This window comes from Variovorax sp. CCNWLW186, assembly GCF_037203865.1.
In the GTDB taxonomy this organism is placed as follows: Bacteria; Pseudomonadota; Gammaproteobacteria; order Burkholderiales; family Burkholderiaceae_C; genus Variovorax.
This window is the reverse complement of the sequence record NZ_JBBCBO010000025.1, coordinates 81,500-95,332: the sequence shown is the minus strand read 5'-3', so window position 1 is coordinate 95,332 and position 13,833 is coordinate 81,500. Positions and strand designations below refer to the sequence as shown.

The 13,833-nt window shown below is 67.0% G+C and carries 10 protein-coding genes; 7 read left to right on the top strand and 3 right to left on the bottom strand.

The window, feature by feature from the left end; all coding sequences use genetic code 11:
* Window positions 1–104: 104 nt before the first annotated feature.
* Window positions 105–518, bottom strand: a complete 414-nt coding sequence (locus tag V9K97_RS23550; RefSeq protein WP_337315389.1) for a rhodanese-like domain-containing protein — start codon at window positions 516–518, stop codon at window positions 105–107.
* A 219-nt stretch (window positions 519–737) separates the two neighbouring features.
* Here V9K97_RS23550 and V9K97_RS23545 point away from each other — a divergent pair, with 219 nt between their 5' ends.
* The 3 genes from V9K97_RS23545 (at window position 738) to V9K97_RS23535 (ending at window position 4,539) form a co-directional block, all read left to right on the top strand.
* Window positions 738–1,853, top strand: a complete 1,116-nt coding sequence (locus tag V9K97_RS23545) for a TRAP transporter substrate-binding protein (RefSeq protein WP_258502745.1) — start codon at window positions 738–740, stop codon at window positions 1,851–1,853.
* Window positions 1,854–1,942: 89 nt separating this feature from the next.
* Window positions 1,943–2,563, top strand: coding sequence for a TRAP transporter small permease subunit (locus V9K97_RS23540; protein ID WP_337298712.1), 621 nt, complete (start codon window positions 1,943–1,945; stop codon window positions 2,561–2,563).
* The gene (locus V9K97_RS23535) at window positions 2,560–4,539 is read left to right on the top strand and encodes a TRAP transporter large permease (protein WP_337321059.1); all 1,980 of its coding nucleotides are present in this window, start codon (window positions 2,560–2,562) and stop codon (window positions 4,537–4,539) included. Before V9K97_RS23540 ends, V9K97_RS23535 begins: the two co-directional genes overlap by 4 nt.
* A gap of 22 nt (window positions 4,540–4,561) precedes the next feature.
* Here the strand turns inward: V9K97_RS23535 and V9K97_RS23530 are convergent, their stop codons facing one another.
* Window positions 4,562–6,622 carry a PEP/pyruvate-binding domain-containing protein gene (locus V9K97_RS23530; protein ID WP_337321057.1) on the bottom strand — a complete coding sequence of 687 codons (2,061 nt, stop codon included), beginning with the start codon at window positions 6,620–6,622 and terminating at the stop codon, window positions 4,562–4,564.
* Window positions 6,623–6,760: 138 nt separating this feature from the next.
* On the opposite strand from V9K97_RS23530, the gene V9K97_RS23525 reads away from it, so the two are divergent.
* Window positions 6,761–8,731, top strand: coding sequence for a DUF6600 domain-containing protein (locus V9K97_RS23525; RefSeq protein ID WP_258502750.1), 1,971 nt, complete (start codon window positions 6,761–6,763; stop codon window positions 8,729–8,731).
* Window positions 8,732–8,831: 100 nt separating this feature from the next.
* A complete protein-coding gene (gene gorA / locus V9K97_RS23520) occupies window positions 8,832–10,190 on the top strand; it encodes a glutathione-disulfide reductase (protein ID WP_337321054.1) in 1,359 nt (452 codons plus the stop codon).
* Here the strand turns inward: gorA and V9K97_RS23515 are convergent.
* Window positions 10,187–11,098 carry a ketopantoate reductase family protein gene (locus tag V9K97_RS23515; protein ID WP_337321052.1) on the bottom strand — a complete coding sequence of 304 codons (912 nt, stop codon included), beginning with the start codon at window positions 11,096–11,098 and terminating at the stop codon, window positions 10,187–10,189. The two genes, gorA and V9K97_RS23515, sit on opposite strands and share 4 nt — an antisense overlap.
* Window positions 11,099–11,201: 103 nt before the next feature.
* On the opposite strand from V9K97_RS23515, the gene V9K97_RS23510 reads away from it, so the two are divergent.
* Together V9K97_RS23510 and V9K97_RS23505 are read left to right on the top strand one after the other, a co-directional pair.
* The gene (locus V9K97_RS23510) at window positions 11,202–12,719 is read left to right on the top strand and encodes an AMP nucleosidase (protein WP_258502753.1); all 1,518 of its coding nucleotides are present in this window, start codon (window positions 11,202–11,204) and stop codon (window positions 12,717–12,719) included.
* A 99-nt stretch (window positions 12,720–12,818) separates the two neighbouring features.
* Window positions 12,819–13,829 (top strand): Bug family tripartite tricarboxylate transporter substrate binding protein, encoded by a 1,011-nt coding sequence (locus tag V9K97_RS23505; RefSeq protein WP_337321050.1) that lies wholly within the window; start codon window positions 12,819–12,821, stop codon window positions 13,827–13,829.
* Window positions 13,830–13,833 lie beyond the last annotated feature (4 nt).

Here is a 13,833-nt window from a genome sequence, read left to right as displayed (position 1 = left end):
GAAATAAAGGAGGAGGCCGCAGGCCGGGGGACATTCGCGGAGAAAGGTACCCCGTCGGCGGGTGCGCCGCCCTGAACTGAACCCTCAAACAAAAACCCCGAACCCTAGTTCTGCTTCCAGGGCAACCCGCGCTTGCGCCAGCCGCCAAGCACCCCACGGTGCCCGTTGTCGTCCGGATTGCCTTCAAAGCCCTCGAGGATGTTGTACGCCTCCAGGCCCAGTTCGGTTGCGCGCCTGGCGGCCGCGATGGAGCGCACACCGCTGCGGCACAGCAGCACCAGCTTCTTGTTGCCGTCCTCGCCCGCGGCCCGGATGCCGCCGTCGAAGGCCGGGTTGAGCGTCATGCCCGGCCACTGCTTCCAGGCGAGCGGCACGGCGCCGGGTACGTAGCCGACCCACTCGCGCTCGGCATCGCTGCGCACGTCGACCAATACGGCCTCGCCGCTTGCCATCCACTGCGCGGCCTGCTCGGGCGTCACGTCGCCGGCATAGCCCTTTTCCCCAACAGGTTCAGTCATGTCTTTGAGTCCTTTTGATGGACGGGGCTTTCTACACAGGCAACAGCGCCTTTGCGCCGCCCCCGGAGCCCCGCCGGATGATGGAATTTTTCACCAGTTCGTGAAAACCCTGTTTGTCGCATATTCCCGCGCGCCAAAGATGCGTGTCGGGCCTGCCGAACATAGCGCCAAGAAGGTGGGCAGGGTTTTTCGGTCAGAACTTGTATGGAGAGAGACAACATGACAGAGAGCAAATCACCCCGCCGCCGCAGCCTTCTCAAGGGCGCGGCCGTGGCTGCGGGCGCCATGTCGGCGCCCATGGTCAGCATGGCGCAGACCACTTCGCTGCGCTTTCAGAGCACCTGGCCGGCCAAGGACATCTTCCATGAATACGCGCAAGACTTTGCCAAGAAGGTCAATGACATGGCGGGCAGCCGCCTGAAGATCGAAGTGCTGCCGGCCGGCTCCGTGGTGCCCGCATTCCAGCTGCTCGACGCCGTCGCCAAGGGCACGCTCGACGGCGGCCACGGCGTGGTGGCCTACTGGTATGGCAAGAACTCGGCGCTCGCGCTCTGGGGGTCGGGCCCCGGCTACGGCATGGACGCCAACATGGTGCTGGCCTGGCACAACTACGGCGGTGGCAAGGCGCTGATCGAGGAAATCTACAAGAGCTTGAACCTCGACGTGGTTTCGTACCTCTACGGCCCGATGCCCACGCAGCCGCTGGGCTGGTTCAAGAAGCCGGTGGCCCGCGTGGAAGACATGAAGGGCCTGAAGTTCCGCACCGTGGGGCTGGCGGTCGATGTGTTCACCGACATGGGTACGGCCGTGAACCCGCTGCCGGGTGGGGAGATCGTGCCGGCGCTGGACCGCGGGCTCATCGATGCGGCCGAGTTCAACAATGCCTCGAGCGATCGCGTGCTGGGCTTCCCGGACGTGGCGAAGAACTGCATGCTGCAGAGCTTCCACCAGTCGGGCGAGCAGTTCGAGATCCTGTTCAACAAGGGCAAGCTCGCGGCACTGCCGGCGGAGCTCAAGTCGATCATCGACTACGCGGTGCAGGCGTCCAGCGCCGACATGAGCTGGAAGGCCATCCAGCGCAATTCGCAGGACTACATCGAGCTCAAGAAAGCCGGCATCAAGTTCTACAAGACGCCCGACGCGATCTTGCGCGCGCAGCTTGCGTCGTGGGACAAGACCATTGCCAAGAAGGCCGCCGAGAACCCGATGTTCAAGAAGGTGCTCGACTCGCAGATGGCCTTTGCCGAACGCGCCGGCCAGTGGCAGAACGACTACACGGTCGATTTCAAGATGGCCTACAACCACTACTTCGGCGCGAAGGCCAAGAAGTCCTGACGCTGATCCGGTGATGCGAGGGCACCCGGCGGGTGCCCTCTTTTCATGCCCGCCCATGCTGCGCCGGCCGCAGCGAGGAGTTCTTTTCGATGCAATCTTTCCTGTTGGCCGTCGATCGTTTCTCGACATGGATCGGCAAGACCTTCGCATGGTGCGCGCTGCTGCTCACGCTGCTCATCAGCTGGGAGGTGTTTTCGCGCTACGTGCTGAACCACCCGCATGCATGGGTGCTCGACGCGCAGATCATGCTGTACGGCGCCATGTTCATGACGGCCGGCGCGTACACGCTCTCCAAGAACGGCCACGTGCGCGGCGACGTGCTCTACGGCTTCTTTCGGCCCCGCACGCAGGCGCTGGTCGACCTGGTGCTGTACATCATCTTCTTCCTGCCCGGCATCGTCGCGCTGACCTGGGCGGGCTGGATCTATGCGGGCGAATCGTTCGCGATTCGCGAGCAGACCTTCTCGGCCGAGCCGCTGCCGCTGTACCCCTTCAAGTACATCATTCCGCTCGCCGGCTTCACGCTGCTGCTGCAGGGCGTGGTCGAGATCATCCGCTGCGTGCAATGCATCCAGACCGGTGCATGGCCTTCGCGTGAGCAGGACGTCGAAGAGGTCGACGTCGAGAAGCTCAAGGAAATGGTCAACGTCAAGGACGAAGACATTGCCGCACTCGACCGCGTGGTGGTGTCCAAGGAGGCCGCACGATGATCCGCCGCGAACTCTGGTTCGGCCTCTCGTTCATGGCGCTGATCGTGACCGGCGCGGCCGCGGTGCTCGTGAGCGCCGACACCATCACCAACGGCCACCTGGGCCTCCTGATGCTCTCGCTGGTGGTGGTGGCCATCATGCTGGGCTTTCCCACGGCGTTCACGCTGATGGGCATGGGCATGCTCTTCACCTGGCTGGCGTACGACCGCGACTGGCACCGCACGCTCGACCTGATGGTGCAGGCCGCCTACAAGACCATGGCCAACGACGTGCTCATTGCGGTGCCGCTGTTCGTCTTCATGGGCTACCTGGTGGAGCGCGCGAACCTCATCGAGTCGCTGTTCAAGAGCCTGCACCTGGCGCTTGCACGGCTGCCGGGTGCATTGGCGGTGGCCACGCTGGTCACCTGCACCATCTTTGCCACCGCCACCGGCATCGTGGGCGCGGTGGTCACGCTGATGGGCCTGCTGGCCCTGCCGGCCATGCTGCGCGCGGGCTACAGCGTGCCGCTGGCCGCGGGTGCCATCACCGCCGGCGGGTGCCTGGGCATCCTGATTCCGCCTTCGGTGCTGCTGATCGTCTATGGCGCCACGGCAGGCGTCTCGGTGGTGCAGCTGTATGCGGGCGCATTCTTTCCGGGGCTGATGCTCGCTTCGCTCTACGTGGTGTACGTGATCATCATCGCGCGGCTCAAGCCGCAATGGGCGCCGCCGCTGTCGCAGGCGGAGCGCGCGGTGCCGCTCACCCCGCTCTCGCAACGGCTGGCGGACAGCCCCGCCGCGCATGCGGTGGTCGGCCTGCTGAAAGGCCGGCGCAATGCGGACGTGCCGTTCTCGCACGTGCTGCGGCAACTCGGTATCGTTGCCATGCCCGGCGTGATCTTTCTGCTGCTCGCCGGCTTAAGCTACAAGGCCGTGACCACCATCGAGGCGCAGGCGCGCTACGAGATCGAGGAGATCGGCGCCACGCGCAGCGGCACCGCCGAGGCCCCAGGCGCTGGCGGATTGCAGGAGCCACCTTCCACCGGCGGGCTCCAGGAGCCGCCGGCCTCGGGAGGCTTGCAGGAACCGCCTTCTGGCGACACGCCTTCTGCTCCTTCCGCTTCAGGACCGCTCGCCGAACCGCCTGGCGCATCCAGCCCGCCGGCCGAAGCAGCCGCGGCGCAGCCGCCCGCCGCAGGCACAGCCGCCGCTGCCCCGGCGGCAGAGGGCGCATCGGTGCGCCCCGCGCCCACTTGGTGGTGGGTCACCTTTGCAATCTTCGGCGCGTTGGTCACGCTGTTCTACCTGTTCCTGAGCTTTGCGCGGCTCGAGATCTTCAAGATGCTGCTGGCCTCGTTTTTCCCGCTGGTGCTGCTGATCCTGTCGGTGCTCGGCTCGATCGTGCTGGGCTTGGCAACGCCGACCGAGGCGGCGGCCATGGGTGCGCTCGGCGGCATGCTGCTGGCGGCGGCCTACCGGCGGCTCAACCTGTCGGTGCTGAAGGAATCGGTGTTTCTCACGGCCAAGACCTCGGCCATGGTGTGCTGGCTCTTCGTGGGCTCGGCCATCTTCTCGGCGGCGTTCGCGCTGCTCGGCGGGCAGGCATTGGTGGAAGAGTGGGTGCTGGGCATGAACCTCACGAAGGTGCAGTTCCTGGTGCTGAGCCAGGTGATCATCTTCCTGCTGGGCTGGCCCTTGGAGTGGACCGAGATCATCGTGATCTTCATGCCCATCTTCATTCCGCTGCTCGACAACTTCGGCGTCGACCCGCTGTTCTTCGGCCTGCTGGTTGCAATGAACCTGCAGACGGCGTTCCTGAGCCCCCCGGTGGCCATGGCGGCGTTCTACCTGAAGGGCGTGAGCCCGCCGCACGTCACGCTGAACCAGATCTTCCTGGGCATGCTGCCTTTCATGGGCATCCAGGTGCTGGCCATCGTGCTGCTGTACATCTGGCCGCAGATCGGGCTCTGGCTGCCGCAGCTGCTCTACAAATAAGCGGCAGGGCGGCGCGCGAACTTCAGCGGCGCCGCTCTACATAGGGGCGCGCCTGCAGCAGCACGATGCGGTCGCCCACGGTGGCCCATTCGATGTCCTGGTCGACGCCGCCGAACGCGCGCTTCACCGCCGCGCCTACGCCTGCGAGGCGCACCACCAGCTCGTCCGTCAGCACGGTGCGGCCGGCTTCCACCGGCACTTCCTTCACGCCGCCGCCCTTGTCGAGCTGCAGGGCCGTTTCCTCGGCCGAGCGGCTCAGCACCTGGATGGCCTTGGACCAGCTCGAATACATCACCTGCTCCGCCACACGCTTGCCTTCGACCACGCGGATGCCGATGCCGCGCTTGGCCGAGATGTAGGTGACGTGCGGATGCCCGGCGTCGAAGGGGTCGCGCGTGATCATCACGCCGGCGTTGGTCGAATCGATGGCGGTCTGCACGAACACGCCCATCAGCACCGACTCGGCGCCAAAGCCCGCGGCGCTGCGCGCCTCCCACGCCTCGGGGTTGAACACCGAGGCCCACACCCTCTTCACCGCAAGCTCGAGTGCATCGCCCGTCTTGACGTTGGGCACCGTGCTGTAGAGCCCCGCGCCGCTGAAGCCGGGCAGGTCTTCCGAATTGGACGAACTGCGCACGAACACGCCGCCGCCGCCAAGCTGCGACTGCCAAGCGGCACGCCACGCCGCCGCGGTGGCCGCATCGACCGGCCACTGCACGATCTCATCGCGCAACTGCGCCAGCGCCTTCTGCCGGGCTTGCGGATCGCTCGCGAAGCCGGGCTGCTGCTGCATGCGTGCGATGCGATCGGCAAGACCGTTCGCGCGCATGAAGCGGTCGTAATGCGCAAAGGGAATGCAGAAGCCGTCCGGCACCGTGGTCTGCGGAATGCGCGCGGCCAGCACGGCCCCGAGGTTGGCCGCCTTGGAGCCGCACTGCGCGCTGTTGCGCGCACGCAGCGACGCGAGCGGCAGCAGGCGGGTTTCGCGCAGGTCGGGCCTGGCAGCTTTCGCACCGCCCGGCACCGCGCCGATGGCCGCGGTGCGCACGTTGCGCGGCGGCAGCGCTGCAATCTCTTCGGGCGTGAGGCGCCGCAGCTGGTAGCCCGAGGCCGCGACCTTGAGCGCCACCCAGTGGCCTTCGTGCTCGCGCAGCACGGATGCGGCGTCGCGCACATAGGCGTTGGGAATGCCCCAGCCCTTGGCCAGCAGGTTGACGTGCGAAAGCGCGGTCGAGGGCCGCTCGGTCAGCACGCCGGCCACGGGCGGCAGGCTGATCGGCACCTGGCGCAGCACGGCGATGTCGTCGGGCAGCAGCGCATTCAACACATTCGCCCCGGAGGCTTCGTCCACGATGCGCACCCGGCCGGTGGCCGTGCCGAGGTTCATCGGCATGTAGGGCTGCTCGCGGATCAGCGCTTCCTGGCTCACGAAGTCGACGCCCGTTTCCTTCGCAACCCGCTCGTGCAGCGTGGAGTTGGTCTTGAACTTCACGGGTGCGAAAAAGCTGGCCTTCACCTGCGCATCGGCCTGCCGCAGCAGCGCCGGCGTGAGCTGGTCGCCCTCCCAGAATTCGTAGGTGAAGGTGCCGATGTTCTGCTGCCAGCTCAGCGTGCCGAACAGGAAGCGGCGGTCCGGCACAAGGTAGTTGCGGTCGATTTCGCGCTTGCCGGCGCGCGGCGAAAGCCCCGTATCGCGCACGAAGCGCACGTGCAGCTGAAAGCGCGGCGTGTCGATGTAGTAGGTGCGCACCGGTTTGGCCTGGCGATCGACGGCGAAGAGCACGTGGGCCAGTTGCATCGGCGTGCCGGCGTCGTAAACGCGCGCCAGGGCGTCGAAGTCGCCCCGGCTGCGAAGCATGGGCAGCGACGCGGGCGCCGCGGGGCGGGCGACCGCGGACTCGGGAGCTGCGTTGCTGCTGTTCTGCTGCTGGTAATAAGAGGGCTTGCGCGCCAGCTGGGCCTCGGCACGTGGCGCCGCGAGGAAGATCGCCGCACCGAAGCCGAGCGCCATCATTCCCCACGATTTGCTATGGTTCCGGTAGCGCACTTTGCCCCATGCACCTGGGCTGTTGTCGTTTTTCATGCAGAGTCCCTCATTACAAGCAGTTGCCGAATGTGCGTGCGCTTCACCAAGCAGGGGGCATGCGCTGACAGCGGCAGCGGATTCTCGCGCGTTACATGTGCATCGCTTTCATCCGGTCCCGCGAACCAGAGACAAACCATGAACCGCACCGCCTTTTCCCCTCTTCACCGGCCGCTGCATCGATGGCTGCTCGGCCTCGCGCTGCTGTGCCTTGGCGCGGCGGCCGGCGCGCAGCAAGACCCGCCGGGCCGCGTGGCGCGCCTGAACCTGCAGCAGGGCACGGTGAGCTTTGCGCCGGCCGGCGAAGACAGCTGGTACGACGCGCAGCCCAACCGCCCCATCACCAGCGGCGACCGGCTCTGGACCGACCGCAATGCGCGCGCCGAGGTTCACATCGGCTCGGCGGCGCTGCGGATGGACGGGCAGACGCATGTTGAATTTTCCGAGCTCGACGACGACACCGTGCGCATCACCGCGAACCAGGGCAACCTGCAATTGCGCGTGCGAGATGACCTTTCGGGCCAACGCGTCGAGGTGGACACAGGCAACCTCGCCGTGGTGATCGACGCCCCCGGCGAATACCGCATTGCCGCCGACCCGTCCGCCGGCACCACCTGGGTTGCGGTGGCCTCCGGCCGAGCGACGCTCCATGGTGAAAACGGCCAATCGCAAACACTGGGCGCGCGGCAGCAACTCACCGTGTCCGGCCGCGACCTTGCCGCGGTGAACAGCTTTCCGCCGCAGAACGGCAGCTTCGACGCGTGGGTGGCCGAGCGCAACCGCATCGAGGACCAGTCCGTTTCGGCACGCTACGTGTCGCGCGAGGTGGTCGGTTACCAGCAGCTCGACAACTACGGCGACTGGCAGAACGACCCCTCCTACGGCGCCGTCTGGTTCCCGCGCAACGTGGACGCCGACTGGGCGCCCTACCGCGACGGCCAGTGGGTGAACGTGGCCCCCTGGGGCCTGACCTGGGTCGATGCCGCGCCCTGGGGCTTTGCGCCATTCCACTATGGCCGCTGGGCCCGCGTGGGTCCGCGCTGGGCCTGGGTGCCGGGGCAGGCCACCGCACGGCCCGTGTATTCGCCCGCACTGGTCGGCTTTGTGGGCGGCGGCAGCGGCGGCGTGAATGCCACCTTGCAGATCGGCGACGGCCGCAGCGGCGTGGGCTGGTTCCCGCTCGCGCCCGGTGAACAATGGCGGCCCGCCTACAGCGCGAGCCCCCGCTACATCGATCGCGTCAACCGCATGGCCGCCTACCGAAACCGCCAGGCCGAGATGCGCAACGACTTCTATGCCAACCAGCGGATGCCGGGCGCGGTGACCGTGGTGCCGGCCGACCGCTTCGGCCGTGGCCCTTTCGGCCGGCGCGACCTGGTGCGCTTGCCCGATGACCGCTTTGCGCGCGTGCCGGTTGCGCCCGCTCCGGGCATTCCGATGCACGGCTTTGGCGGCGGCTATGGCCGGCCCGCCGCGATGCAGCCGCCGCCGCAGCTGCGGGCTCGCCAGCAGCAGGAGTTCCAGTACGAGCAGGCGCGGCAAGTCCAGCAGATGCAGCAGGCGCAGAACATCCAGGCCATGCAGCAGCGCGCCGCGCAACAGCAGGCGGCACAGCAACAACAGCAGCAGCAAATGGAATGGCAGCGGCAGCAAGGCCAGCGCCAGCAGCAGGAGTGGCAGCAGCGCGCCAACCAGAACCAATGGCAGCAACAGCAGCATCAACAACAGCTCCAACTCCAGCAGCAGCAACAGGCGCAGCGGCAACAGCAGGAACTGCAGCAGCGCGCCGCCCAGGCCCAAGCGCAGCAGATGCAACTGCAACAACAGCAGCAACGCGCCGCGCAGCAGGCGCTGGCCCAGCAGCAGATGATTCGCCAGCAGCAGGAGACGCAACAGCGCGCCGCGCAAATGCAGCAGCAAGCGCTGGCCCAGCAGCAGGCTCAGCAGAACGCCATGCGGCAGGCCCAGGAAGCGCAGGTGCGCGCAATGCAGCAGCAACGCGGCTTTGCGCCGCCGCCCCAACAAGCCCAGCCCCAGCCTCCACCCGGCCAGCGGGGCGGTGACGACCGGCGCAGGCTGATGACCTCGCCGGACTCGCAGCAGCGCTGAACGTCGAGCGCGCGGGGGTAGCGCATCGCCCCGCGCAAGACCCGCGAATACCGGTGCTCCCCGCCGGCGGCTAAAGTCGCCGGCAAGGAGCACCCTTCACATGCGCACATTCGACTTCGACCTTTTCGTCATCGGCGGCGGCAGCGGCGGCGTACGGGCAGCGCGCATGGCGGCGCAGCACGGCGCGCGCGTGGGCCTGGCCGAAGCGGCGGACCTTGGCGGCACCTGCGTCAACGTGGGCTGCATTCCCAAAAAGCTCTACAGCTACGCCGCAGGCTACGCCGAATCGTTCGAGGAAGCGGCGGGCTACGGGTGGAAGCTGCCCGAGGCACCGCAGTTCGACTGGGGCCAGCTCAAGGCCCAGCGCGCCAAGGAGATCGAGCGTCTCAACGGCGTGTATGCCTCGCTGCTGAAAAACTCGGGCGTCAGGCTGATCACGGGCTGGGCGCAGCTGGTCGACGGCCACACGGTGGAAGTCGACGGCCAGCGCCACACCGCGCGCCACCTGCTCGTTGCCACCGGCGGCACGCCCTTCGTGCCCGAGATTCCGGGGCGCGAGCACATCGCCACCTCGGACGCGATGTTCGACCTCGACCCGTTTCCCAAGCGCCTGCTGGTGGTGGGCGGCGGCTACATCGCCTGCGAGTTCGCATCCATCTTCAACGGCCTGGGCGCCAAGGTGACGCAGCTGCATCGCCGCGCGCACCTGCTCACCGGCTTCGACGACGACGTGCGGCAGTTCGTCGCACACGAAATGGGCAAGGCCGGCATCGACGTGCGGCTCAACGTCGAGGCGGCGTCGATTGCGCGCGGCCCGGGCGGGTTGGTCGTCACGCTGGCGCGGGGCCAGCAGGTCGAGGCCGACACGGTGCTCTTTGCCACCGGCCGGGTGCCCAACACCCAAGGGCTCGGCCTGGAGGCGGCGGGCGTTGCGCTCGACAAGCGCGGCGCGATCGCGGTCGATGCGAACTACCGCAGCTCGGTACCGTCGATCTACGCGGTGGGCGACGTTTCCACCCGCGTGCACCTCACGCCGGTCGCGCTGGCCGAAGCCATGGTGGTGGTCGATGCCTTGTTCGGCCAGGGCAAGCGCAAGCTCGAGTACGAATACATTCCCACCGCGGTTTTCACGCACCCGAACATCGGCACCTGCGGCTACACCGAGATCGATGCGCGCGCCAGGTTCGGCGAGGTGACGGTGTTCTCGAGCGAGTTCAAGTCGCTGCGCCACACGCTCTCCGGCCGCAGCGAGCGCACCTTCATGAAGCTGGTGGTGCACAAGGCGACCGACCGCGTGGTCGGCCTGCACATGGTGGGCGCCGACGCGGGCGAAATTGTGCAAGGCTTCGCGGTGGCCATGCGCGCGGGCGCCACCAAGGCGCTGTTCGACAGCACCGTGGGCATCCATCCCACGGCGGCCGAAGAGTTCGTGACCATGCGCGAACCGATGCCGGGCTAGAGGCCTGGCTTCTGCTGCTGCTTGCCTTCGAGCAGCTTCACCAGCACCAGCAGTACGCGGTTCGCCGGCGTGGGCACGCCCAGCGCCTCGCCGCGCCGCACCACAAGGCCGTTGAGATGGTCGATTTCGCTCGGCTTGCCGCGCGCAAGGTCCTGTGCGGTCGATGAATATTGCGAGGGCATCGACTGCACGATGCCACGCACGGCGGCACCCGTGTCTCCGGGTATGACGATGCCTTCGGCCTTGGCGACAGCAAGGCATTCATCGACTACATCGCGAATGACATCGTCCACGCCCTGGCCTTTTGCGAGTTCGCCGTACGGCAGTTGGGTGATGGCCGAGAGCGCGTTGTACGCGCAGTTCAACACCAGCTTGGCCCAGAGCGCGCCGCGCACGTTGTCGGAGATCTGCGTCGGCACACCCGCGGCTGCGAGATGCTGCGCCACCTGTTCGCTGGCGCGCGAAGGCGCAATCACCAGCTCGCCGCGGCCATGGTGCTTCACATGGCCCGGCCCCGCCATCTCTGTGGCCACGTAGACCACCGCGGCGGCCACCTCGTGGCGCGGCAGCACCGAGCGCACGCGCTCGTCGTTGTCGACACCGTTCTGCAGCGTGAGCACCAGCGCATCGGCCGCAAGATGCGGCTCGATCTGGGCCGCGGCCAGCTCGGTGTCGGTGGACTTCACGCAGAACAGCACCAGGCCGGCGCCCTGCACCGCTCTGGCTTCGGTGCTCGCGTCGAGCCACACATGCTCGTCGAACGCCTTGGTTTCCAGCCGCAGCCCATTGGCGCGAACGGCCTCCACGTGCGATGGCCGACCGATCAGCACCACCTCATGGCCTGCGCGCGCCAGCATGGCACCGTAGTAGCAGCCGACCGCGCCGGCGCCCATCACTGCGACCTTCATTGCTTCACCTTTCGGGATGTCTGTGGAGATCGGCCGAGAGTAATCGCTTCGTTTGCCCTTTGTCGCCAGGGCCCTGCGCGCACGGACATTGCACAATGCCGTCATGCCTCACATGCCCACTTTCGTTGCTCCCGCCCGCTTCAACGACGCCACTGCGGCGCTGGACCAGGTCAAGTCCATCTACCAGGGCGGCCTCGCGCACCTGAGGGAATCGATGCTGCGCTTCGTCGCCGGCGAGGCACTGCCCGGCCGGGTGCGCGCCTGCTACCCCTTTGTGCGGGTGCACACGCACACGGTGTCGCGCCACACGCCGCCGGCCAATGCCGGCCTGAGCTACGGCTTTGTCGCGGGGCCGGGCCGCTATGAAACCACGCTGACGCGGCCCGATCTCTTTTCGCGCTATTACCTCGACCAGTTCCGCCTGCTGCTCGAAAACCACCAGGTCGAGATCGAAGTCGGCACCAGCACGCAGCCGATTCCGATCCATTTCTCTTTTGCCGAGAACGACCATATCGAAGGCACGATGAGCGACGAGCGGCGCGCCCTGATGCGCGACGTGTTCGACCTGCCCGACCTGGGCGTGATGGACGACGGCATTGCCAACGGCACCTACGAAGCGCAGGCCGGCGAGGCGCAGCCGCTGTCGCTCTTCACTGCCGCGCGGGTGGACTATTCGCTGCACCGCCTGCGGCACTACACCGGCACGGCGCCGGAGTGGTTCCAGAATTTCGTGCTGTTCACCAACTACCAGTTCTACATCGACGAGTTCGTGCGGCTGGGCCACGAAGCCATGGCCGACGAGAAGAGCGAGTACATCGCCTTCATCGAGCCCGGCAATGTGATCACTCGTCGCCGCGGCCTGCCTGCGGGTGCGAGCACCAACTTTGGCACGCTGCTCGACGGCACCCAAGGCACCGCGCCGCCGCGGCTGCCGCAAATGCCGGCCTACCACCTGGTGCGCGAAGACTGCAGCGGCATCAGCATGGTGAACATCGGCGTGGGCCCGGCCAATGCCAAGACCATTACCGACCACATCGCCGTGCTGCGCCCCCACGCCTGGATGATGCTGGGCCACTGCGCGGGCCTGCGCAATGCGCAGCAGCTCGGCGACTACGTGCTGGCCCACGCCTACGTGCGCGAGGACCACGTGCTCGACGAAGAGTTGCCGCTGTGGGTGCCGATTCCGGCCCTCTCTGAAATCCAGCTCGCGCTGGAAAAAGCCGTGGCCGACGTCACGCGCTACACCGGGCCCGACCTGAAGAAGATCATGCGCACCGGCACGGTGGCGAGCACCGACAACCGCAACTGGGAACTGCTGCCCGGCAACCAGCCGCAGCGCCGCTTCAGCCAGAGCCGCGCGGTGGCGCTGGACATGGAAAGCGCCACCATTGCCGCCAACGGCTTCCGTTTTCGGGTGCCCTACGGCACGCTGTTGTGCGTGAGCGACAAACCGCTGCACGGCGAGATCAAGCTGCCGGGCATGGCCAACCACTTCTACCGTGAGCGGGTGGAGCAGCACCTTCGCATCGGTATGCGGGCCATCGACATCCTTCGGGAACAGGGGTCGACCCGGCTGCACAGCCGCAAGCTCCGAAGCTTCGCCGAGGTCGCTTTTCAGTAATATTTAACACTCATTAGGGTTTTTACCTACTTCGACAGGTAGGTGACAGACTCATTTCGCGGACATCATTGGTTACTTCTGCCAACAAATGGAAACGAAATGCCTAGTTCGTCGCCCGCGAGCCTTTCTCGCCGCAACTTCAATGCATGGATGGCGAGCGCAGCCGCGGTTGCGGGCGCCGGCCACGCCGCGCTGTGGTCCCGCCCGGCGAGTGCCGCCGAGCCGCAGCTCATTTCCAAGCTGCGCATCGTCATTCCGGCCAACGAAGGCGGCGGCTGGGACCAGACCGGCCGCGCACTTGGCGCTGCGCTGGTCGCCTCTGGCGCCGCGGGCGAAGTGATTTATGAAAACATCGGCGGCAAGGGCGGCACCATCGGGCTGGCCAAGTACGTCGAGAAATACGATGCCGACCCCGACACCCTGCTGATGAGCGGCATGGTCATGGTCGGCGCAGTCGCGCTGCAGAAGCCGCCCGTCACCATGGCGCAGGTCGCGCCCGTGGCGCGCCTCACCAGCGACTACGAAGTGGTGGCGGTCAAGGCCGATTCCGCCATCAAGACGCCCAAGGACCTGATCGCACAGCTGCGCGCCGATGCGGCCAAGACCATCATCGCCGGCGGTTCGGCGGGCGGCGTCGACCACATGTACGCCGGCATGCTGGCGCGCGTGGCCGGCAACACCGCGGGGCTGGTCTACCAGCCGTACCCGGGCGGCGCGCAGGTGGTCGAGGCGCTCATCACCGGCAAGGCGGTGGCGGGCATTTCGGGCTTCAGCGAATTCAGCGAGGGCCTCTCGAGCGGCAAGCTGCGCGCGATTGGCGTGTCGTCGAAGCGGCCGTTCCTCGGCATTCCATCGGTGCGCGAGCAGGGCGTGGACGCCGACCTGGCCAACTGGCGCGGCGTGCTCACCGGCAAGAAGGTGCCGCCGGACCGCAAGGCCGTGCTGCTCGAAGCCGTGCACCGCGCCACCACCGCCGACATCTGGAACAAGACCATCAAGCGCAACAACTGGGATTCGTTCTGGATGGCCGGCAAGGACTTCGAGAGCTTCCTCGAACTGGACCTGGCCATGGCCGGGCCGATGATCTATTTGCTCAAGCTGAAGGCCTGACAGG

Coding starts and splice junctions, on each gene's coding strand:
- V9K97_RS23550 (WP_337315389.1), bottom strand. CDS start 518: ATGACTGAACCTGTTGGGGAAAAGGGCTATGCCGGCGACGTGACGCCC.
- V9K97_RS23545 (WP_258502745.1), top strand. CDS start 738: ATGACAGAGAGCAAATCACCCCGCCGCCGCAGCCTTCTCAAGGGCGCG.
- V9K97_RS23535 (WP_337321059.1), top strand. CDS start 2,560: ATGATCCGCCGCGAACTCTGGTTCGGCCTCTCGTTCATGGCGCTGATC.
- V9K97_RS23505 (WP_337321050.1), top strand. CDS start 12,819: ATGCCTAGTTCGTCGCCCGCGAGCCTTTCTCGCCGCAACTTCAATGCA.
- V9K97_RS23515 (WP_337321052.1), bottom strand. CDS start 11,098: ATGAAGGTCGCAGTGATGGGCGCCGGCGCGGTCGGCTGCTACTACGGT.
- V9K97_RS23530 (WP_337321057.1), bottom strand. CDS start 6,622: ATGAAAAACGACAACAGCCCAGGTGCATGGGGCAAAGTGCGCTACCGG.
- V9K97_RS23540 (WP_337298712.1), top strand. CDS start 1,943: ATGCAATCTTTCCTGTTGGCCGTCGATCGTTTCTCGACATGGATCGGC.
- gorA (WP_337321054.1), top strand. CDS start 8,832: ATGCGCACATTCGACTTCGACCTTTTCGTCATCGGCGGCGGCAGCGGC.
- V9K97_RS23510 (WP_258502753.1), top strand. CDS start 11,202: ATGCCTCACATGCCCACTTTCGTTGCTCCCGCCCGCTTCAACGACGCC.
- V9K97_RS23525 (WP_258502750.1), top strand. CDS start 6,761: ATGAACCGCACCGCCTTTTCCCCTCTTCACCGGCCGCTGCATCGATGG.